Origin of the sequence: Ruania alkalisoli (genome assembly GCF_014960965.1) — a bacterium.
Lineage (GTDB): Bacteria > Actinomycetota > Actinomycetes > Actinomycetales > Beutenbergiaceae > Ruania > Ruania alkalisoli.
The window spans coordinates 2,689,122-2,710,565 of the sequence record NZ_CP063169.1; the positions used below are offsets into that span (position 1 = coordinate 2,689,122).

At 68.6% G+C, this 21,444-nt stretch carries 22 protein-coding genes; 11 read left to right on the forward strand and 11 right to left on the reverse strand.

Features of this window, described 5'->3' with window-relative positions:
• Positions 1 to 28 precede the first annotated feature (28 nt).
• The 11 genes from IM660_RS11915 to IM660_RS11965 form a co-directional block, all read right to left on the reverse strand.
• A complete protein-coding gene (locus tag IM660_RS11915; protein ID WP_193495763.1) occupies positions 29 to 1,294 on the reverse strand; it encodes an ATP-binding protein in 1,266 nt (421 codons plus the stop codon).
• A gap of 157 nt (positions 1,295 to 1,451) precedes the next feature.
• A complete protein-coding gene (locus tag IM660_RS11920; protein WP_281389239.1) occupies positions 1,452 to 1,613 on the reverse strand; it encodes a type II toxin-antitoxin system prevent-host-death family antitoxin in 162 nt (53 codons plus the stop codon).
• A 57-nt stretch (positions 1,614 to 1,670) separates the two neighbouring features.
• Positions 1,671 to 2,189: a hypothetical protein gene (locus IM660_RS11925; RefSeq protein ID WP_193495767.1), complete on the reverse strand. Its 519-nt coding sequence runs from the start codon at positions 2,187 to 2,189 to the stop codon at positions 1,671 to 1,673.
• 65 nt (positions 2,190 to 2,254) lie between these two features.
• The gene (locus IM660_RS11930) at positions 2,255 to 3,436 is read right to left on the reverse strand and encodes a glycerate kinase (RefSeq protein WP_193495768.1); all 1,182 of its coding nucleotides are present in this window, start codon (positions 3,434 to 3,436) and stop codon (positions 2,255 to 2,257) included.
• Positions 3,426 to 4,424, reverse strand: coding sequence for a D-2-hydroxyacid dehydrogenase (locus IM660_RS11935; RefSeq protein ID WP_246464924.1), 999 nt, complete (start codon positions 4,422 to 4,424; stop codon positions 3,426 to 3,428). Before IM660_RS11935 ends, IM660_RS11930 begins: the two co-directional genes overlap by 11 nt.
• Complete coding sequence (locus IM660_RS11940; RefSeq protein WP_193495770.1) at positions 4,421 to 5,335, reverse strand: carbohydrate ABC transporter permease; 915 nt, start codon at positions 5,333 to 5,335, stop codon at positions 4,421 to 4,423. Before IM660_RS11940 ends, IM660_RS11935 begins: the two co-directional genes overlap by 4 nt.
• 1 nt (position 5,336) lies before the next feature.
• Positions 5,337 to 6,269: a carbohydrate ABC transporter permease gene (locus IM660_RS11945; RefSeq protein ID WP_193495772.1), complete on the reverse strand. Its 933-nt coding sequence runs from the start codon at positions 6,267 to 6,269 to the stop codon at positions 5,337 to 5,339.
• 4 nt (positions 6,270 to 6,273) lie between these two features.
• On the reverse strand, positions 6,274 to 7,578 hold the full coding sequence (locus IM660_RS11950) for an ABC transporter substrate-binding protein (protein WP_193495774.1): 1,305 nt from the start codon (positions 7,576 to 7,578) through the stop codon (positions 6,274 to 6,276).
• Between the two features lie 95 nt (positions 7,579 to 7,673).
• Complete coding sequence (locus IM660_RS11955; RefSeq protein WP_193495775.1) at positions 7,674 to 9,656, reverse strand: alpha-amylase family protein; 1,983 nt, start codon at positions 9,654 to 9,656, stop codon at positions 7,674 to 7,676.
• Positions 9,653 to 10,522 carry an NAD(P)-dependent oxidoreductase gene (locus IM660_RS11960; protein ID WP_193495777.1) on the reverse strand — a complete coding sequence of 290 codons (870 nt, stop codon included), beginning with the start codon at positions 10,520 to 10,522 and terminating at the stop codon, positions 9,653 to 9,655. Before IM660_RS11960 ends, IM660_RS11955 begins: the two co-directional genes overlap by 4 nt.
• A 116-nt stretch (positions 10,523 to 10,638) precedes the next feature.
• Complete coding sequence (locus IM660_RS11965) at positions 10,639 to 12,759, reverse strand: family 10 glycosylhydrolase (protein WP_210768968.1); 2,121 nt, start codon at positions 12,757 to 12,759, stop codon at positions 10,639 to 10,641.
• Positions 12,760 to 12,830: 71 nt separating this feature from the next.
• On the opposite strand from IM660_RS11965, the gene IM660_RS11970 reads away from it, so the two are divergent.
• From IM660_RS11970 to IM660_RS12020, 11 genes are all read left to right on the forward strand, one after another.
• The gene (locus tag IM660_RS11970; RefSeq protein ID WP_193495780.1) at positions 12,831 to 13,640 is read left to right on the forward strand and encodes a hydroxypyruvate isomerase family protein; all 810 of its coding nucleotides are present in this window, start codon (positions 12,831 to 12,833) and stop codon (positions 13,638 to 13,640) included.
• A gap of 115 nt (positions 13,641 to 13,755) precedes the next feature.
• On the forward strand, positions 13,756 to 14,427 hold the full coding sequence (locus IM660_RS11975) for a GntR family transcriptional regulator (RefSeq protein ID WP_193495782.1): 672 nt from the start codon (positions 13,756 to 13,758) through the stop codon (positions 14,425 to 14,427).
• 119 nt (positions 14,428 to 14,546) lie between these two features.
• Positions 14,547 to 15,305 (forward strand): SurA N-terminal domain-containing protein, encoded by a 759-nt coding sequence (locus IM660_RS11980; RefSeq protein ID WP_193495784.1) that lies wholly within the window; start codon positions 14,547 to 14,549, stop codon positions 15,303 to 15,305.
• Positions 15,306 to 15,491: 186 nt separating this feature from the next.
• Entirely contained in the window at positions 15,492 to 16,298 is an 807-nt protein-coding gene (locus tag IM660_RS11985) for a hypothetical protein (RefSeq protein WP_193495785.1), read from the forward strand.
• Positions 16,299 to 16,403: 105 nt separating this feature from the next.
• Positions 16,404 to 16,724, forward strand: a complete 321-nt coding sequence (locus IM660_RS11990) for a hypothetical protein (protein ID WP_193495787.1) — start codon at positions 16,404 to 16,406, stop codon at positions 16,722 to 16,724.
• 4 nt (positions 16,725 to 16,728) lie between these two features.
• Entirely contained in the window at positions 16,729 to 17,799 is a 1,071-nt protein-coding gene (locus IM660_RS11995; RefSeq protein WP_193495789.1) for a hypothetical protein, read from the forward strand.
• The gene (locus IM660_RS12000; RefSeq protein ID WP_193495790.1) at positions 17,796 to 19,031 is read left to right on the forward strand and encodes a hypothetical protein; all 1,236 of its coding nucleotides are present in this window, start codon (positions 17,796 to 17,798) and stop codon (positions 19,029 to 19,031) included. Before IM660_RS11995 ends, IM660_RS12000 begins: the two co-directional genes overlap by 4 nt.
• On the forward strand, positions 19,028 to 19,321 hold the full coding sequence (locus IM660_RS12005) for a hypothetical protein (RefSeq protein ID WP_193495792.1): 294 nt from the start codon (positions 19,028 to 19,030) through the stop codon (positions 19,319 to 19,321). Before IM660_RS12000 ends, IM660_RS12005 begins: the two co-directional genes overlap by 4 nt.
• A 64-nt stretch (positions 19,322 to 19,385) precedes the next feature.
• Entirely contained in the window at positions 19,386 to 19,946 is a 561-nt protein-coding gene (locus tag IM660_RS12010) for a TetR/AcrR family transcriptional regulator (RefSeq protein ID WP_246464925.1), read from the forward strand.
• Complete coding sequence (locus IM660_RS12015; protein WP_193495794.1) at positions 19,946 to 20,686, forward strand: ABC transporter ATP-binding protein; 741 nt, start codon at positions 19,946 to 19,948, stop codon at positions 20,684 to 20,686. Before IM660_RS12010 ends, IM660_RS12015 begins: the two co-directional genes overlap by 1 nt.
• A complete protein-coding gene (locus IM660_RS12020) occupies positions 20,683 to 21,444 on the forward strand; it encodes an ABC transporter permease (RefSeq protein WP_193495795.1) in 762 nt (253 codons plus the stop codon). The genes IM660_RS12015 and IM660_RS12020 overlap by 4 nt, the downstream gene beginning before the upstream one ends.

Here is a 21,444-nt window from a genome sequence, read left to right on the forward strand (position 1 = left end):
ATGTTCGACCTCGGGAGACTGGCGTGATTCAGGGCCCGAGGAGCACCAAAGGGACGACGCCGACTCCGTCCGCGCGCCGATACGCGTGCGTGCCGCAATGGAGAACCACCGCGTCCACCATGTCGGAGCCGACTTGCTCCCGCAGCCAGTGCAGGTGACGCACGTCAGAATCGACCACCCGGTCAGAGAGTTTGACCTCGAGAGCAACGAATGCGCCGTCGGGACGATGGACGATGAGATCGACCTCATGCCGACCGCCATTGGTACGCAGATGACTGACGCGGGCCTGTGCCGCGGCGGCGTAGGTGTGAACGCTCATGGTTGCCAAGTGCTCGAAGAGTGCGCCGAGGATGGTCCCCTGGACGAGGTTCTCGCGCCTGGTGTCGGACCGGAGCAAGGAGCGAGCGTCCAGGCCGAGCAGTCGCGCAGCCAACGCCGGATCAGCCAGCTGATGCTTCGACGCCCGACCCAGGCGCTCCAGGTGGTTGTGCCCGGGCATCCAAGCCGGTACCGGGTCGATCAGCCAGAGGGAAGACAGCGCGTCGCGATAGACGATGGTCGTCTCCGTGGCCGGCTTGTTGGCCAACCCTGGCGTGGCCGCGTCGAGGATCTTCGTGTACGACGTGGTCGACGATGTCGCTGCCGCGTAGGCAGCCAACCATGCGCGCAGGGACTCAGGGCGGCGAACCTGGTAGCCCTGCTCCGGGAACTCCCGTTGGATCACGTTCTCGAGATAGCCGTCAAGCTCGATCCCCCGGACCTGATCCGGCCGGGATCGAATCCCTGGAAAGCCCGACGCGGTGATCTCTTCGACATACTCCAACAACTCCACATCAGTGGTGCCGTGCAACTCGCGCTCGCCGTCGAGCAGTCTGGTCAGGCTGACCGACGGTGGTGTGAGGTCACGTTCGGCCAGGCTGAGCGGACGCATGCGCAACGGCACGATCCGTCCCGCACCTGAGTGAACCGTCGCCCCGCGGGGGGCCGAACTTCCAGCGATCAGGAAATGGCCATTGGGAACACCGTCGTCGACGGCCCGCCTGACGTGCTCCCAGACTTCGGGAAGTCGTTGCCACTCGTCAATGAGTACGGGCCCAGGTGTGCGGACCAGTACACGCGGGTCGGCCATCACGATCTCTCGCTGGCCGACCTGACTCATATCGAAGATGGTGCGCGCCCGGCGACTCGCGGTCGCAGTCTTTCCCACGCCCTTGGGGCCGTGCACGGACACAGCACGCAAGAGAGGCTGGACCTCGTCCAGCACGGTATCGATGACCCGCTCGCCGTAGTCCATTGCACTACTCTACCGCTTGCACACTTATTACTCTAATGTCTGCACACGAACTACTCTAGCGTCTGCACATGGCCACCGGCGCAACGCCCACGCGGTTCGGCGTTCTCCACTCACGTGGAGCGCCACTCGTGGGCGCCTCGCCCCACCTTGGTGAGCGCTACGTCGACGGCACGAGGCGTGAAACGCGGACGAAGTCGGCTCGCGAGACGAAAGTGCGTCGCTGCCTCAGCGGGACCAGCTCGGCGATCTCGCGACCGTCCCGCGTGACGGTGTATCGCTCACCACCCTCGACGGCGCCCATGATCTCCTTCGAGCGCACCCGCAAGGCGCGGTGGCGGAGGTACTGGAGGGAGAGCGGTCCGGACGCGACGACCGGTCAGTCCTCGACTGTCCAGGTGCCGACGTCGATCACTCTGATCGACTCGATGCTCTGCCCCTCGGGGACGACGAAAACTTGGCAGCCATACATCAGTACCGGGTTGACGACCTCCGTGCCTTGCTCGAGACACGGGATCTCGGCCGCCGCCGTGCCTCCGGGCCCGCTGCCCTGCAGCTCCGTACTCCCAGTGTCGGCCACCCAGGCGGAATTGGACAGATCGCTGACGGCGTCCCACGAGAAATCCTCACGTGCGCCCTCGGTGAGGTCGATACGGTAGCCCACCAGCCAGGGCACACCATCCAGCTCGGTGCCGAAGATGCCCGTCAGCCCGCTCTCCTCGACGCTCGACTCGACCACCGAGAGCACGGCGAAATCGGCCGCGAGCGGTTCCTCAGCATCCAGCGGTGCAGCGGCGCCGAGCTCGAGCCGCTCGCCACCCCCCGAGCAGGAGGCCAGGGCCAGGCCCACGGCAGCGGTGACGGCAGGCAGACATCGACGGCGAGGCGAGGGGGTCACAGTCATGCACTGTAGCGACAACACGTCCCCGCACTGACCGGTGGGCACGCCGAACGCTGAGTTGCTCAGCGTTCGGCGTGAGAGGGAGATACGGGCAGGCCGTCGCCCGAGCGCAGCAGCAGCGCCCGAGTCGCCTCGGCCACCCACCGCGCAGCATCGCCTCCCTGCGCCAGCTCGCTGCTCCCGGCTGCCTCGGTAGCCGACGCCGCCGCCACGATGCCGGCATCGGCCAGCGCCGACCGATCCACCGCGACCCGGCCCGCGACGGCGAGCACCGGCACACCCGCCGCGCTCGCGCGGCGGGCCAGGGCGATCGGGGCCTTGCCCTGCAGCGACTGTTCATCCAGGCTCCCCTCCCCCACGATCACCAGATCCGCCCAGCGCAACTGGTCAGCGAGCCCGGTCAGTCCGGCGACGACCTCGAGCCCACTCTGGAAATGCGCCCCGACGGCGGCATGCAGCCCCGCAGCCGACCCACCGGCCGCTCCACCCCAGTCAAGCGCGGCGGCATCTCGCCCCGTGGCCTCCTCAAGGCACCGCGCCCACACCACCAGACCCGCCTCCAGCCGTGCCACGTCCTCGGGCCCGGCCCCCTTCTGCGGGCCGAACACAGCCGCTGCCCCGGCCCGCCCGAGCAACGGGCTGCGCACGTCGGCGGCGAGCGTCACCGGCACGGCGCGCAGACGTGGGTCAAGCCCGGCCAGGTCCACCCGGGCCAACGCGGTCAGGTGACCTCCGCCGTCGTGAATCTCCCGGCCATCAGCATCGAGTAGCCGCGCCCCGAGGGCGGCCAGCAACCCGGCGCCACCGTCGGTGCAGGCGGACCCGCCGAGCCCGACGACGATCGACTCCGCACCGGCATCCAGCGCCGCGACCATCAGTTCACCGGTCCCGCGACTCGTCGCCCCCAGGGCGGTGGCCGGGTCAGGATTCACCAGCTGCAGCCCACTGGCGGCCGCGAGCTCGAGCACGGCCGTGCCCTCGTCCATCGCCCACCGTGCGTGGACCGAGCCACCGAGCGGCCCGGTGACCGTGGCGGTGCGCGCGTGGGCCCCCGCACTCAGGGCGGCATCGACCGTGCCCTCCCCGCCGTCGGCGATGACGAGCTCTCGTACCTGCGCGTGCGGGAGAGCGCCACGGACGCCGTCGGCGATGGCCCGGGCCGCCTGCGGGCCGGTCAGCGTGCCCTTGAACTTGTCCGGGGCCACCAACACACGCTGCGGCCAGGCGCCGGCGTCAGTAGCCATGGGCCCGGTCGACGACGTTGCGCAGCTCCTCGCCGCGAGCCCAGCGGGCGACGTTGTCGAGCATGATCTCGGTGCCGCGCCGGGCGGTCGCAGCGGTGGTGGCGCCGTTGTGCGGGGTGACGATGACGTTCTCCAGGTCCCACAGCGGGCTCGAGGCGGGCAGCGGCTCCGTGGCGTGCGCGTCCAGGCCCGCTCCGGCGATCGTGCCCGTCCGCAACGCCTCGATCAGCGGTTCCTCGCTGACGATCCCGCCGCGCGAGATCACGGTCAGGAACGCCGTCTGCTTCATCAGCGCCAGCTCGTCGGTGCCGATCAAGTCCTGCGTCTGCGGGGTCCACGGCGCGGTCACCACCACGTGATCGCTGGTGGCGAGAACCTGCTCCAGTCCTGCCCGGCCGCGGAAGACTCGCACCCCGGCGTCATCGACCTCCTCGGCCTCGCTTGCACCACGGCGCAGCGCCTGCACACTCATGTGGCACGCCTGTGCCTTGGCCGCCAGGTCACGGCCACTGTTGCCGTAGCCGATGATGCCGAGGGTCGATCCGGCGAGTTCACCGTGGGTGAAGCGGTCCCACACGCGGCGCTGCTGCGCGGCGAACCATCGCGGCGCCTCCCGGCTGAGCATCAACATCAGCATCAGGGCGTGCTCGGCGAGCGGGATCGCCCCATTGCCCACCGCCGAGGTCAGCACCACATGCTCCGGCGGGGTGCCGGCGCTGAGCCACCCGTCCACTCCCGCGGCCCCGCTGTGCACCCAGCGAAGTGCCGGCAGGCCCGAGAGATCATCCGCGGGCCCGGCCCCGAGCACCGCGCAGACCTGTCCTGGGTCGGCGCCGGCGGCGCGCACCGACTCCGGGGCCAGGGACTCGACGCGGTACACCGCGCACCCAGCGGCCGCCGCCTGCACCTGCGCCATGTCGATGCCGGAGGTGGCCGTGACCAGCAGTGCGCCGCTCGCATCAGGCCCGCCCCCGTCGGGCCCAGTCACTTCAGGCCCGTGGTCGCGATCCCGCGGATCAGGTACTTCTGCGCGAAGGCGAAGAAGCACAGGATCGGCACCAAGGAGAGCAACGACATCGCCATCAGCGTGCCCACTCCCTGGTTCGACTGGGAGTCCACGAGGGCGTTCAGCGCGATCGGCACCGTGTACACCGAGGTATCGGTGAGGTAGATCAACTGGCCGAAGAAGTCGTTCCAGGTCCAGATGAAGGTGAAGATCGTGGTGGTGATCAGCGCGGGCTTCATCAGCGGCAGGATGATGTACCAGAAGGTCCGGAACGGTCCGGCCCCGTCCACGAACGCGGCCTGATCGAGCTCACGCGGGATGCCGCGGATGAACTGCACCATCAAGAAGATGAAGAAGGCATCGGTGGCCAGGAACTTCGGCAGCACCAGCGGGATGAACGTGTTCACCAGGTCCAGCTCGGAGAAGATGATGTACTGCGGGATCATCGTCGCGTGCATGGGCAGCATCACCGAGGCCAGCACGATCCCGAAGTAGACCTTGCGCGCCCGGAAGTTCAACCGCGCCAGGGCGTAGGCCGTCAGTGAGCACGAGACCAGGTTGCCGATGATCGCGCTGCCGGCCACCACGAACGAGTTGCCGAAGAACACCAGGAACGAGAGGTTCCCGACGTACCAGCCGTTGCGGAAGTTCTCCAGGGTGAGTTCGGTGGGGATCAGGCTCGGGTCGGTCAGCACGAGGTACCCGGGCTTGAAGGCGCTCACCGCCATCCAGGCCAGCGGGTAGAGCATGAAGAGCCCGAACAGGATGAGACCGCCGTGCCGCAGCACGCTGTTGCGCCGACGGACCCGGCGCACGGAGGGAAGCACGGTCCGCTCCGGTGGATCGCCGGGTGCGCTCGCAGAGCGTCGCGAGTCGAGTGTGGGAGCAGTCATGTCAGTCTCCGTAGAAGACCCAGCGCTTCGACAGGGTGAAGTGCACGGCCGTGATGATCGCGATGACCACCATCAGCACCCACGCCAGAGCGGCGGCATACCCCATATCGAAGTTCACGAAGGCCTGCTGGTAGATGTAGAGCGTGTAGAAGAGCGTGGAATCCACCGGCCCACCGGTGCCACCGCTGATCACGTGCGCCTGCGTGAACGCCTGGAACGATCCGATCGTCTGCAGAATGAGGTTGAAGAAGATGATCGGCGTCAGCAGCGGGATCGTGATCGAGGCGAACTGGCGCAGGATCGAGGCGCCGTCCACCCGGGAGGCCTCGTACAGTTCCTCCGGAATCTGGCGCAGTCCGGCCAGGAAGATCACCATCGGTGAGCCGAACGTCCACGCATTCAGCACGATCAGGGTGCCGAGCGCCGTGTCCGGGTTCTGCAGCCAGTTCTGCCCCTCGATCCCGACCAGGGCGAGTGCCTGGTTGATCAGCCCGTCGAAGCCGAAGATCTGCTTCCACAGCACGGCCACCGCCACGCTGGTTCCCAGCAGGGAGGGCAGATAGTAGGCGCTGCGGTAGATCGCCAAACCGCGTAGTCCCTTGTCCAGGATCAGCGCGAGCGCGAGGGCGAAGGCGAGCTGGAGCGGCACGGACACCAGCACATAGGTGACCGTGACTCCCGCCGCGCTCCAGAACCGGTCATCGCCCACCAACCGCTCGAAGTTCTCCGTGCCCACCCAGGTGGGGCTGGAGAGGATGTTGTAATCGGTGAAGGCCAGGTACAGCGAGGCGAACATCGGCAGCGCCGTCACCGCGACCAGCCCGATCAACCACGGAGCCATGAACACATGCGCCGCGCCATCCTGCCGGGTTAGTTTGCCCGCCTTCGGCCGCCGGGTATCCGGCGGCCGAGCAGGGGTGAGAGTGTCAGCCATCGGCTCAGTCCGCTGCCCGTTCGATGCCGCGGTTGATCTCGGCGATCAGGTCGGTTGCGCCCTGGGAGACACTGACGTCACCGAGGGTGACCCGCTCGAGCATGCGCGTCATCTCCGTGCGCCAGGTGTTCGTGCCCGGAGGCGCCTCGTAGCGGGGCGTGCGCTCGATCTCCCGATCTGCCGTGACCACGTCGAGCATCTGCAGCTCGTAGTCGCTGGCGAACTCGCGAACCTCTTCGGTCACCCGCGGGCTCACCGGGGCACCCATCGTCAGGCCCACGTATTCGTGGATCTCCGAGTTCGAGGTGCAGAACGACACCACTTCACCAGCGAGCTCGGCCTGCTCATCGCTGACGCCCTGGTAAATGGCCATCCGCGGGAAGTAGAGGAACTGGTGACCGTCCGGGGCATCGGCTGCCTCGGGCATGTGGTGCAGTGCGAACTCCTGGTCCGGGAAGGTGGTGGCATCGTCGACGATGTGGTTGGAGTTCCCCGTCCACATCAGGGTGCGGTTGCCGACGTCCTCCCAGCTGGGCTCGACGCCGTCCTGCTCACCGAGCTCGGGAGTCACCCCGTCCGCGCGCAGCTTCTCCCACCAGTCAACCCAGCTCGCCAGGCCGTCCTCGCTGAAGCCGATCTGCCCGTCCTCGGTCCACAGCTGCTCGCCGTGCTGGCGCAGCCAGGCCTCGAAGGTGAGGTCGTGCGAGGCGTTGTACGGCAATGCGAACCGGCCATCGGCGCTGTTGGCGGTGTAGTCACGAGCGAACTCGGCCAGCTCATCCCAAGTCCAGTTCGCCGGGATCGTGACGCCGTCCTCCTCGGCGAGGGTGACGTTGCTGCGCAGCACCGGCACGAAGATCCCGTGCGGCATCGTGTTCAACTCACCGGCGAGCTCGAAGTCGCGCAGATCCTGCTCGCTGAAGTCGGACAGGTCGAGGCTGGAGATGCCGCTGAGCGGCCGGTACAGGTCGTTCGCGTAGTAGCTCATCACGGATGCCGAGGGGATCCAGAAGATGTCCGCCACGTTCCCGGCGGCCATCTGGGTGGTCATCCGCTCCTGGAATGCGTTGTACTCGGCGAACTCCGTCTCCAGGGTCACGTCCGAGTTGATCTCCATCATTCGATCGAACGCGTCCTGGTAGTTCTCCAGGCGCACGTTGTTGCCCCAGAAGGCATAGCGCACGGAGCCGGAGGCGTCATCGCCGCCGCCACCTCCCCCGCCGCCAACGCCGCTGCAGCCGGCAAGGGTTCCGGCCCCGGCCATGCTTGCCGCGGCGATCAGAAGAGTGCGTCGATTGAGGTCTCGCATCGTGGTGCTCCCGTCGTTGGAAGAAAGGTGGGCTTCATCGGCCGTCATCACTCTGGCGCCAGCCAGATTGTATGTCAATAGTACACGTATAGTTGTTATGCGCCTGTGAGGTTCAGGACGTCGAACGCCCCGATCTGCGGGGTGTGGATCACCACCTCCTCGCCCTCACGTGTCCAGTTCAGGTCCACTCCGGCCACCAGAGCGCGCGCCCTGGTGGGGTCGCGCTCGAGCCGGAGGCGCACCGTGCCGGGAGCGATCGGCAGCGGCTGGACGAACCGCTGCGAGGCGTCACCGGAGCGGTTCAGCAGGTGGATCACCGGGCCGGCCGAACTTCGCCCGGGCACGATCTGCACCTGCTCGGGTAGTTCGGTCCCGACGGCGAGCCCGCCCTCCGCGCGGGTCAGCTCCAGCACCGTGGCCACCCAGGCGTCGCGCACGCGGGACAGCCCGACCTCGCGATAGACCAGGCCCGGGCGCCACGGCAGCACCACCAGCCGCCCGGGGCCCACATCGGCACTGACCCAGCCGGGATGACCCGTGCGGTCGTGCCCGTAGCACTTCTCCGGCGGGCCATACAACGCCCGGCCCCAGGCGTGCCAACCCGAGTGCGCCTGCGGCCCGGGCTCGAGCATGGCGAAGCCGCCGACGACGGGCGTCAGGTCTCCCTCGTTCTCGCCCACGGGTAGGTGCAGCGAGCGCACCGACTCCTCGGTGGCGAACACCGCCTTCTGCGTGGCCACATCACCTGCGAGTTGCAGGGCGCCCTCGGACCAGCCCGAATCCCCGGTCAGCGCCACGGTGCCACCGGCGGCCAGTACGCCCTCCAGGGCGGAGACCTCCTCGGGGCGCAACGCTCCGCCGTCGGGAATCACCACGAGGTCATACCTGTCGGCGGCCACCTGATCCAAGCGGTCCTGCCGGAGCACGTCAAAGGGCACGTGGCGTTCGACGAGGCTGAGATAGCACCCCTGGAACTCCGACGTGCGGCGCTCGATCTCCTCGGTCGCGGACGTGCGCACCAGGGCCACTCTCGCCGTGGAGGTCAGGCCGGCGTAGACGTCGGCATGGTCGCGATGGAACCGCGTGATCTGCCGGCCCACGTCCAGGGCCTCGAAGGGGCTGTCGGCCGGGCCACCCATGATGTAGGTGGAGGGCTGGGCACCGTGGGCGATGGCCTGCAGCAGGTACTGGCCAAAATGGTGCGGATCCTCCCCCGCCCATCGGTAGGGCATGTCCACGAAGCTGACGGCGTTGACGAACACCGGCTGGGCCGGGTCCCCCGACCGCGCCACACTGACCGCCTCGGCGGTGGCGTGGTGCCACAACGGGCGTCCGACGGCGTTGTTCGCCTCGTGGAAGGTGATGTCGGCCCGGTCACCGAGGATCAGGCCTGCCTCGGGGGCGAGGGCGCGCACATGCGCCCGCATCTTGGCAGTCAGGTCATCGAGCACGCCGGCGGCGAAGCGCTGCCAGGTGCGATAGCCGGGTGAGTCGGGGTCGCGGGGGTGCTCGGTGCCGGGTGCGAATGCACGAAACCCGGCCAGGCAGGGTTCGCAGTGGCACACGCCCCAGTAACGGCGGCTGTAGTCGCGCTCGTTGAAGGACATCCAGTTGAAGAAGAAGCCGGCCAGGTCGTAGCGGGCGAGCACCTCGCTGATCACATCGAAGGATTTGCTCTGGTAGTACTCACCACTCGGGCAGACGCTGCGGTAGCCGTTGTAGATCTGTGGCTCGCCGTCGGGACTGACGAAGCACCACTGCGGGTTCGCCTCGGCCCGGCGGGCGTCGATCTTGGAGAAGTCCATCCGGCCGAGCAGCCGGATACCGCGTGCCCGTGCCGCCGCCACGGCATCCTCGATCAGGTCGCCGGAGTCGCGTTCGACCAGGGCGGGGTTGACGCTCTGGCAGTCCAGTTCGCTCGGGTAGTTGGCGATGATTCCGCCGACGCTGAGCAGCCAGGTGTCGGCGCCGTAGTCCTCGATGGCATCGAGTGTGGCCTCGACGTCCAGCCCGGCGTCGATCTCACGCAGGTTCGTCTGGAAGGTGCGGAACGGCGTGTGCCACCAGGGCTCTCTCACGAGGTGGGCTCCTCGGTGAGCAGGCGGAACAGCGCGGAGTGGTCCAGCTCGGCCCAGTCGCGGGCGATCGCGGCGTCCATCTGCGCGGCGACGGCCTGCACGCCGGGCACCGGGGTGCCGTGGTGCTCGGCGGCCGCGAGCGCCAGGCCTAGGTCCTTGCGGTGCAGCCGCATCCGGAACCCCGGGTCGAAGGTGCGCTCCACCATCCGCTTGCCGTGCATCTCCAGGATGCGCGAGGAGGCAAATCCGCCCGAGAGCGCCTCACGTACGGCGGCGGGGTCGATCCCGGAGGCCTCGGCCACGGCCAGGCCCTCGGCGACGGCTTCGATCGTGAGGCCGACGATGATCTGGTTGACCACCTTGGTGGCCTGACCGGAACCGGCGGGCCCGAGGTGGGTGATCGTCTTTCCCATCACCTCCAGCAGCGGCATCGCCCGCTCGACGGCCTCATCGGTACCGCCGACGAAGATGGTCAGGGAGCCGTCGCGGGCGCCCACCTCTCCACCGGAGACGGGGGCGTCGACGTACACGCCGCCCGCGGCCTCGACCTGCTCGGCGAGGGTGCGCGTGGTCACCGGGGAGATCGAGCTCATGTCGATCACCAGGGTGCCGGGCGCCAGGCCGGCGAGGACGCCGTCGTCGGCGGTGAGGACGTGCTCGACGTCGGGGGTGTCGGGGAGCATCAGGATCACCACCTCCGCGGCGCGGGCGACGTCGGCGGCCGAGCTGGCCGGGGTGGCGCCGGCCTTCACGAGCACCTGGGAGCGCTCCTTGACGCGGTGCACGGTGAGCGAGTGGCCGGCGTTGATGAGGTTGAGCGCCATGGGCACGCCCATGACTCCGAGTCCGATGAATCCGATTCGCACGAGATCCTCCTTTCGCGTGGACAGGGTCCGCGCAGTTGTGGTCGTGTGGTCGTGCCCCGGTCCGGGGCCTACGGTTCGCACAGCACGGGCCGAAGGCGCACCGGCGGCCCGGCCTGCTACCAGGTCAGGTGGACCACCTCAAGGTGGTCGATGGCGGGCAGGGCAACCTCGGCGTGGCCCTCGCTCACGCTCACGGGAACGTCCTCTCCGGCGACGACGAGACGCGCGCGGGCCTCCTGCACCCCCTCGGGCAGGCGCATCCGCACGCTCTGGCCGGTGAGCGGGATCAGCTCGTGCGCCTGGCCACGCATGGCCATCGGGTTGGTCAGGTTGACCACGCTCACGGCCAGCTCCCGTTCGCCCTCCTGGACGGCGAGGTCGACCAGACCGCGGCCGGCGACCTGCACGCGGGGCGAGTCGGCCAGGGCCCAGCGCACCGCGTTGGCGATCAGTCGTCCGTGGTCGGACTGCAGGGCCTCCCAGTAGATCTCCCCGACGTTGAAGGCCACGTAGACCGTGCGCCCGCCGGAGGCGTGCTCGCGGGCGATCACGGCGGGCTCATGCGGTGCTTCGCGTGGGTAGACCTCTTCCATCGGCAGGTCGGGATAGTCCGGCACGAACCGGAACGGGACCGTGACGCCCTCGGCCGTGGGGATCTGCTCGACTCCGAGCACCAGCGATCCGGCCACGATCCGCTGGGCGCCCTCGTAGCCGGCGACCAGCGGATGATCGGCGGTGATCGCCATGTACTTGTTTTTCAGCGGGCCCCGCACATCCTGGCGCAGCCGGACGCCGAAGATCTCACCGAGGGCGAGTTCACGGGAGCCGGCCGGCCCCCGCACGCTGGAGTCATGGGCAGCCACCACGGCGCCGCCGGCGGCCACGAACTCCTCGATCACGCCCACCTGCTGCGGCGTGAGTTCGGGGGTCGCCGGCAACACCAACACGCGGATACCGGCCAGCCGGTCGGCACTGAGCGCCTCGTCGGCCACGTACTCGAACGGGATCCGCGCCTCCAGGAGGGCCTGGTAGACGCCGTCCTCGTGGGCCTCTCGTCCCGGCGGTGGCGTCCATGGCGTACGCCCGGCGGTGCCCCGGCTGTCCAGGATGGCCACCTCGGCCGTGTACCGCAGTCGCCCGATCACGGGCTCACAGCGCTCGTGCAGCCGGTAGGCGTCCACGATCGGCTGCACCCAGCGGTCATCGAAGTTCTCGGCTTTGAACTTGGTGAACCAGGGCAGTGCGCCCTGGGCGAAGCCATCGACCACGAGGGCCTTCGTCTCTTCCGGGTCGGCCACGGAGTCCTTCCAGCGCAGCTCGTGGTGCTCCGGTCCGACCGAGGTGATCAGCGCGACGGGACGGTCGGGATAGAGCCCGCGCGCCCGCTTGCCGATCCGGCCGGGCGTCCAGGCGGGTTCCAGGTCGGAACGGCCCTGCTTGTCGACGAAGAACATCGGGTAGCGGTCATCCACGAGCTCGTGAACCAGGTCACGGGTCAGGGCGGCGCCGCGGTTGGGGATGAACCGGACGTGCGGTTTGATCTCCCGCACGGCGTCATCCCAGAGCACCACCAATTCGCTGAGTCGGCGGCTGTGCCAGGCGGCATAGGCCGGCCAGGCCGGGTCATTCAGATTCGCGACGCGCGGGAGCGCGAAGCCCGTGTCGGCAGTGAAGCGCTGCGCTGTGGCCTCGGTGTGAGATACCGAGCGGGGGCCATCCCAGCGATTGGCGAAGACCGCGTCGACGTCGTACTCGCGCACGATCTCGCGGGCGACCTCGGTGGTGAACTCGGTGTGGTAGCTGCTGAACGGGTCGGTCCACCACAGGCCCGGCACCGAACCGTGCGGGATCGGCTGGCCGTCCTCGTCCCGGGCCAGCCACTCGGGGTGGGCGTCGGCGGCGTCCTGGTGGATGGCGTGCGGGTCCACCCGGGCCATCACGTGCATGCCCAGCGAGCGCGCCCCCTCCACGAGGGCCCCGAAGGGGTCGGTGTCGCCGAGGAAGGCGCTGCGGTGGTGCCACGGGATCTGGGTGGGATAGAAGGCCATGTAGCCGCCGGCGCTCAGGCACAGCGCATTCGAGGCGGACCGGCGCATCACGTCGATCCAGAAGTCCACGTCCAGGGTGGCCGGATCGTCGTCGGTGAAGGTCAGCTGCGTCCATCGGGTGGCACCGCGGTACCACTCCGGGGTACGCAGACCAATGACCTCGCCGGGTTGTGCGTGCGTGAGCGTCACCGCTGTTCTCCGATCGTCGCTGATTGTCATACATGCTTACATGTCGATCACAACTATGGCAAGGTGGGCTCATGCAGTTCAACGACTACGACGTCAGCGCCAATGTGTCCCTCCTGTTCACCGAGGTCCACTACCTCGACCGCTTCCAGGCCGCAGCCGACGCCGGCTTCCGCACCGTGGAGAGCTGGTGGCCGTTCACCGAACCGCACCCGGGAAATGACCGGGTGGACGAGGTCGCCGCGCGGATCGCCGACGCCGGCGTGCAACTGATCGGCCTGAACTTCTACGCCGGTGACATGCCCGGCGGCGAGCGCGGCGTGACCTGCCGGCCCGAACGCGCCGATGAGCTCGATCGCTCCACCGAGGCACTACTGCGGCTGGCGCGCGCGACGGGGGTCCAGAAGTTCAATCTGCTCTACGGACAGCCAGACACCGGTGAGGAGCAGGCCCAGCGAGCCCACGCCGTCGGGGCCTATCGACGGGCCGCCGAGGCAGTGGCCGAGATCGACGGCACCATCCTGGTGGAGCCGCTCGCGCGCGGACTGAACGGTTCCTACCCGCTACACGATGATCACGACGTCGCCGCACTGATCGACGAGGTCGGCTCACCGCGGCTGGCGCAGCTGTTCGACTCCTTCCACCTGGGGATGAATGGTGTCGACGTGGCCGAAGTGGCCAGGCAGCGCGCGGGCGCTACCGGGCACGTCCAGCTCGCCGACTCCCCCGGTCGCGGCGAGCCCGGATCGGGTGACCTGGACTTCACGGCGATCGCTGCCGCCCTGCGCGAAGGTGGCTATCGGGGGACGGTCGCAGCCGAGTACAAGCCGACCCGTGCCACCACGGACACGCTGGACTGGCTCACACCATCGGCGGGACGGTGACGGCCATGAACTGTCATGATGTCAGTCGATCATGCGGCACCGACAAGACGGCATGACAGGCAGAACTCCTGACAGCGCCGTCGCGATCGGCCCCTGTGCCCAGGAAGGATGAGGAGTGTCGACGAGTAGCAGCCAGATCAAGCTCGGGCCCGCGTCACTGACGGAGGCACTCTTCGAGTCCCTGCGCGCCCGGATCATCAACGGCGAGATCCCGCCGGGTGAACGGGTCACCGAACAACGCGTGGCCGACGAGTACGGAGTGGCCCGCCCGACGGCGAAGTCCTGCCTGGAACGCCTGACCGGACTCGGCCTGCTCCGGCGCGTGGCCCACAAGTCGGCTGTGGTCCCGCAGCTCTCGGCCGCCGAGATCCAGGATCTGTTCTTCAGCCGGGAGACTTTCGAGGCAGCCGCCACTTCCCACCTGGCACGCACCGCTCACCTGCCCGAGCAGATGACCAAAGCCCAGGCGGTGATGGTGCAGGCGGCCGCCAGGGAGGACTTCGCCGAACAGGTCCAGGCCGACATCGCCTTCCACTGGGGCCTGGTCGAAGGGCTCAGCAGCGAACGGCTGTCACGGATGTACGAGATGATCTCCGGCGAGATCCACCTGACGATGGGCCAATACGCGGCCCACCGACGCACCACCCCCACCACGGTGGTCGGGGAGCACGAGGAGATCATGGCCGCGATCAGCGCCGGGGACGAGGATCGCGCTCGCTCGGCACTGATCGCCCACCTGGCCCACGCTCGCGACCGTGTTCTCGCTCAGGTGGAGGGCACCGGCTGATCTTCTGCCGCTGCGGGGTGCGGTCGCCGTGCGCGCAGGGCGAACGGCCCGTGCACGTGGTGGCTCGGTTGACGAGGTACCGTCGAAGGGTCCGGCCCCCACCCCCAAGGAGCCACTCCATGCCGCGCAAGTCCGCCTTGGCCGCCCTCACCCTGGCTGCCGCCGTGGCGCTGACGGGCTGCTCGTCCGATGACGGACCGGAGACCACCGAGCCTTCGGCGGAACCCAGCGCTGAGGCACCCACCGACTCCGGCACCGACGCTGAGGCGCCCGCACCGGAGGACTTTCCCGAGGTTGTCGCCGAGGTGAATGGTGAGGAGATCTCGCGCACCGATTTCGTTGCCAGCTACGAAGGGCAGATGCAGCAGGCGCTGATGTCGCAGCAGCAGACCGGTCAACAGGTGGACGAGGCCCAGGTGCGTCAACAGGTACTGGACCAGATGGTCAACAACGTGTTGCTCACCCAGGCCGCCGAGGATGCCGGGATCGAGGCGTCGGAGGCTGATGTGGACGCCACGCTCGACCAGGTCGCCGCGCAGAACGGGCTCGGCTCGGGTGACGAGGTCGTCACCGCACTCGTCGAGCAGGGGCTGACCGAGGAAGACGTCCGTGCGGACGCCGCCGACCAGTACGTCGTCAATGCCTTCGTCGAAGGCGAGGTCGAGGTCAGCGAACCGACCGAGGACGAGTTGCGCACCCAGTACGACACCCTCGTCGAGCAGGCGCAGGCGCAAGGCGCCACCGAGGAGGACATCCCGCCGTTCGAGGAGGCCCGCGACCAGATCGCCCAGCAGGCCATGAGCGAACAGCAGAGCGCCGGCGTGAACGCGATCATCACCGAGCTGCGCGATGCGGGTGAGGTCACCGTCCACATCTGAGCGGTGGGTACGTGAGAACCGGCAACGCACCCGGCCACCCGCGTTGTCGAGCAGCACGTCCAGTCCTCACCTCGGCCGCGAGCGCGTCGATGACCTTCCTGAAAGAGGGGTACCGGGCACGGCCACGACCGGCACCGGCCGCGCCGTTCAGTGGGTCACGCGCCGGTCGGGCTACTATCTCTGCTCGTGAACTCACGCCCAGCCACCGCGCTGCTCGCCACCGCCACCCTGCTCTTCCTCGCCGGCTGCACCGGCGATCCCACGGACGGCGTCCCTGAGCCGTCCGCATCAGCCTCGCCCGGCGAGAGCTCACCTGTAGCGACCACAGACGCACCGGAACCCTCCGGGAGTGAAGAACCTGCGGCGTCGGGAATCGTGGAGTGCGAACCGTTCGTGCTCGCCGAAGGCGGGCAGGTGCCCGGGGCCGTGGTGGGTGACTGCGTGGCCGCAGCGATGGTGGCCGCCGGCACCGGGGTGCAACGCGTGGACTCCAGCGACGGCACCTCCTCGGTGGTGCAGTTCCGGTGGGACCCGGACTACGCGATGAGTATCGACGGCGACCAGCAGGTCGTGATCGAGGGCGACACTGGCTGGGTGCAGGTGCCCGGCAGCGGCTGGATCCAGGCCGATCCGGGCTCCTCGGACCCGCAGGTGGTGATGGCCACGAGCATCGTGCAGTTGGTGCGCGCCTTCTCCGACCCGCGAATGCTGGCCGAGGGTTTCGGGCAGGCCGAGTCGTGGACGATCGTCGAGGAGACCGACGTGCCGGTCGAGGATGCGGTGGCCGACACGGCATGGCTGCTACAGCCTGAGGGTGGCATCCTCCCGCTCGGGGACATCACGGTCACCGACGTCGAGCTGTGGCTGCGCAGCGACTACCTGGGCGTGTACACCGTGGGCACCGGCTCGTACGCGGGCGTGAGCGTCACCACCAGCAACACCTTCCTCGAATGGGGCGAACCGGTGGAGATCCCGGACCCGAGCCAGGACTGACGAACGCCTCCCCCGCGCCGCGATGGGAACAAGTCCCCATCGCGGCCGCCGCGCACTCCCTCTACGGTGGACGGACCGACAAGCAGCAACCCGCCGGAGTGAGCAGTGTCGAAGGTCAAGATCAGCTATGCCGAGCTGGAGGCGTTCTACGACGACGTCTCCTCGCTCGCACAGAACCTCGATAACGAGAGCATGTTTCTCGAGGACGCTGCCGAGGCCGTCGGCAGCCCGTTCGGTCAGTCCGACCTCAAGACTGCGATCGAGCAATTCCACCAGGACTGGAACAACGCACGGGACGAGCTCGTGCAGAGCCTCGAGAGCGCCAAGAAGAACGCCGTAACCGTCGCCCACGAGTGGCGTGGTATCGACTCCGACCTGAACCCCTCGCTCCCGGAACCTCCCGAGGTTCACCCGGCTCAGGACTGACACCATGTTTCACGAGGTGGAGGACCTTCCCGGAGATGCGCAGGCGCTCGAGACGAACGCCAATCGTCTCCAGCTGTTCGCTGAGGCTCTCGAACGGGCCGACACGTTCCTGCGCACCACCGCCAACGGCGAGTTCAACTCCAGCGCTGCCAAGTCGATCGACGCGCTGAAGGAACAGGCCAACTCGATCGGTGAGCAGTACGCGAACGCATGCGCGCAGTACGTCCTGTGCGCCAAGGGCCTCGCCCGCTACGCCATGACACTCGACTGGGTGCAGCGGGATATGGCTCCGATCGTGGAGGAATACCGCGAGCTGGACGATCTCGGGACCCTTCATGGGCCCGGTGCAACGGTCGACGACGATGAGCTGCCCGAGGGCATGAGCACTAGCGACGTCCAGGAACGCAAGGCCGAGCTGCAGGCGGAGTACAACGCACTGTACGAGGAGTGGCACACCGCCTTCACGGAGGCGGTCACGCTGATCGGCGCCGGGATCGGGATCTCCGCGCCCGACCTGGACGAGCCCTCCGGGTGGGAGAAGGCCCTCGACTGGCTGGCGATCGGTGGTGCGGTGCTCGCGATCGTCGCCCTGTGGTGGAATCCGGCGGGATGGGGTGTGGGAGCGGCCGCGCTCGGCACGGTCGGCATCCAGGGGTACCGGTACTCCCAAGGTGACGCGAGTCTGCTCGACCTCGCCGAGGCAGGCGCCGGGGCAATCCCTTTCGGCAAGTTCTACAAGCTCACCAAGCTGCCGGACGGCAGCTACCAGATCACGCCCGGCAAGGGACTGAACGTCGCGAAGACGTCGGGTCTCAGTGATGAAGCGCTGGAAACCTTCGGCGACCTCAGCCCCCAGACCCAGCTGCTGTTGATGGGAGCGGCGTACGGCGATATCAAGACCACCTACGACGGGATGACCGGGGCCGTCACCTCCACCGGCGACATCGTGCACGAGAACCGCAAGACCGGCGAGCGTGTGGAGTTCGACGGTATCGTCGAACGCGAACCCGAGTCGTCTGGATCTACGGCCAAGCGGGAGCCGCCCGACCGATCCACGATGGGTCCGGCGCGGTGACCGCGAGCCCGGTTCCCCCGTTCCGGATGCTCCATCCCACAGGGTGGGAGCGACACAGTGCCGAGGAAGCCGCCGAACAGGCCACACGTGCGGTGGACGCTGCGGATGCACCCGCGTGGCTCGGCCCTCAGGCGAGAACGGCGCTGGAGCAGGTGCGTCGCTCGGGTGCATTCCTCGTGCTCCAGCCGGCCCAGCCGTCGAATCGGGCGCCCTTCATCATCATGGCGACCCATCGCACGGCGCCGTCCGGGCCCGCGATGCTCGACTACGCGCGCGAGCTCATCGATCGGCATGGGGCGACCCATCCGGATGACCAGGGCCAGTTCCTGCGATGGATCGAGACAGCGCGGCAACCGTTGCCCAACCAGCCCGTCCGGACCACCAGCGTCCACTATCTCGTTCCCATTCCTGGGCGCCGTCAGCGCGAGGCCCTGCAGTTGACGGGTGTACTGACTCATCCTCTGGAGCTGACGCAGGACTCGCCGGAGGTCGAGGGATGGGTGAGCGCGATCGATGGGATCATCGGCACGTTCACATGGGTGCAGGAGCAGCCGGCCAGCACCGCAGATGGCGACGGTCCGCCCGGCGCAGAAGGTGCCGACGGTCCCGGCGCCCCGCGCCGCACCGGGCACTCAGGGCCGCCCAGCACCCTCACCGTCCCTGGGGATGACGTCCGAGTGATCGCGATTCCACCCGATGCCCCGGCAGGATGGGCACGCTCCACGGCGCAGCGGGTGCGCCAAGCCCACGGCTGGCCGGAGGAGATTCCACTGGAGCAGGTGCTCACGTCGCTCCAGTCGGAATCCGGCGACGGGGCCTGGCTGACGCTGATCGCTCCCGAACTACGCGGGTTCGCTGCCATGCGGGTACTCCTCCTGGACGAACCGATCAGCGACAACCGCCAACGTGAGCTGCTCGATCCACCCGCGTTCCTGCCGGCCGCCCGCCGACGGGTCACCGCCGGTCCACTCGGTCGCGGCACCCGGGCCGCTGTAGTGCAGGAGGATCCGCACCTGGGCCTGCAGAGCTCCATCCGCTGGGTCTTCGCCCGGCCACACCAGGCCGTGGTGGCGCTACTCGGCCCGGGTGACCCGGCCGTCGTCGGGAGCTTACTTCCTCAGGCCGAGGCCGTACTGGAAGCGGTCGACGTGGAGGCAGCGGAGCCCTTCGCCGATGGTGAGGACGTCTCACTCGTGATCGAGGACCTGGTCGTGGAAGCATGGGATCTATGAACGCCACACCACCTCCCAGCCCGTTCGTCGCGACACTGTGCGAGCGTCTCGGTGTCGGCTATGGCGGGTGGGACACGATGAGCCCGCTGCCGCCGGACAAGGGCGGCCCGGGCTCTCTGGTCGTTTTCCACATCGACGATGGCAGCATCCCTCCGGCCCGCGAGGAGCATCTGCAGGGAACCGGCATCATCCGGGAGGCGCGCGTCTACCCGGACCGGACCGAGGTGTATGCCGGCGACACTCTCCTGGCCCGTTACGACGACCTCACCGTGATGCAGATCTTCGGCTGAGTTCCGGCTCGAACCTCGAGCTCTCGCCCTTGCACCCCGTAATGTTAGTTACTAACATTACGGGGTGAGTGAACGACTCGACCGCGCCGCACGCACGCGCTCTCGGCTGGCTGCGTGCGCTCTGGACCTCTTCGAGCGGCACGGCTACGACACCACGACCACCGCTCAGATCGCCGCTGCCGCCGGGGTCAGCGAGATGACGCTGTTCCGCCACTTTCCCACCAAGGATCACCTGGTCGCCCACGACCCGTACGACCCGTCCATCGCCGACGCGGTCGCGGCTCAGCCCTCATCGCTGGCCCCTCTGGCACGGACGACCGCCGGGATACGTTCCGCCTGGGCGGCGCTACCCGACGTGGAGACCATGGACGTCCGGCGGCGGGTGCGGATCGCCGCATACACGCCGAGTCTGACGGCTGCGATGTATGCCAGCACTCACGCGACCGAGAACGCGATCGCCGCCGCGCTGATCGACGGCGGAGCGGAGCGGGCACAAGCCCATATCGCCGCAGCGGCTACGCTGGCCGCACTGACGGCCTCGCTCCTGGATTGGGCGCAAACCGACGGTGGTGCACTTGGTGACGCCGTCATGCGCGCCCTCGACGTTCTTGACGGAACCACCTGATGGCCTTCCCGATCCGCGCCAGGGGCGTGAGCCGCGTGTTCGCCGGAGGTGCCGGTGTACACGCCATAGATCTCGCGGTGGGCACCGGGCAGATTCACGCCTTGGTCGGTCTGAACGGAGCCGGCAAGTCCACGCTGATGCGGGTGCTGCTCGGAATGTTGCGGCCGGACGCCGGCCAGGTCCACGTCCATGACTGCGATATCGCCGTCGCAGGACCGCTCGAATGGCGCGAGGTGGGCCACGTGGTGGAGCACCCCCTCGCCTACGGTGAGCTGACCGCGTGGCAGAACGTGTTGCTCGCTGCCCGCCTGCACGGGATCGCCCGCGTTCGTGCGGGCGCCGCGGTCGAGCAGGTGCTCGCCGAGCTGGGCCTGGACCGCTACGCCGGTGTCCGCGCCGGGCGGCTCTCACTCGGCAATCGGCAGCGCGTGGGACTCGCCGCTGCACTGGTGCACGAGCCCCGGGTCATCGTGCTCGATGAGCCGAGCAACGCCCTCGACCCTGCTGGTGTGATCCTGTTGCGCGAGTCGCTGCGCCGCCGCGCCGGCGAGGGCGCGGGGATTATCGTCTCCAGCCACCATCTCGATGAGGTTGCCCGGATCGCCGATCGCATCACGGTGCTGAACGCCGGCCGGGTGATCGGCACTCTGGACCCCGGCGGCGTGGACCTCGAACGCGCCTTCTTCTCCCTGGTCCACGCTGACGACGAGCGACGGGTAGCAGCCGAGGGGGCAGCGTGAACGGGCTCCTGATCGCCGTCGAAGTCGAGTTTCGCAAGGCTGTCGCCTCCCGGGTGCTGGGCGCCACCACGATCATCCTCGTGCTCGGACTCGTGGCGCTCACAGTCGGGCTCGAGCTCGGTGTCCGTTCCGGCAACGCGAACGTGACCGCCCAACTCGGCCCGCTCGCCGCACGTGACGGCTGGGACCGGATGTTCGGTCTCGCCGCTCAGCTCACCGCAGCGGGCGCCCTGATCGCCTTCGGTGTCGTGCTGAGCTGGCTGGTCGGGCGCGAGTTCGCCGACGGCACCATCACCAGCATGTTCGCCCTTCCGGTGGCGCGGCCGGCCATCATGCTTGCGAAGTTCGTTGTCCACCTCGCCTGGGTGTTCGCGGTGGCATTGGTGTTCGCGGCCATCCTGGCGGTCGTTGGCGTGACCCTCGGCCACGGGATGCCCCGTGCGCCGGAACTCGCCTCCCTGGGGCGCCAGGTGCTCCTGACAGTGCTCACCGGCCTGGTCGCCTTCCCGGCGGCGTGGGCAGCGACGCTGGGGCGGGGGCTACTTCCTGGAATCGCCGCCACGATCGGCCTGGTCGTCTGCGGCCAGGTGATGGCGATTGCTGGGGTAGGCGCCTGGTTCCCCGTCGCCGCACCGGCACTGTGGGCGCTCGATCCGAGCGCGGTGACGGGGCCGCAACTGGCCCTCGTCGGGGCGTTGGCAGGGATCGCGGCGGCCCTCACCGTGCGCTCGTGGTCGCGGCTGCAGCTGGATCGGTAG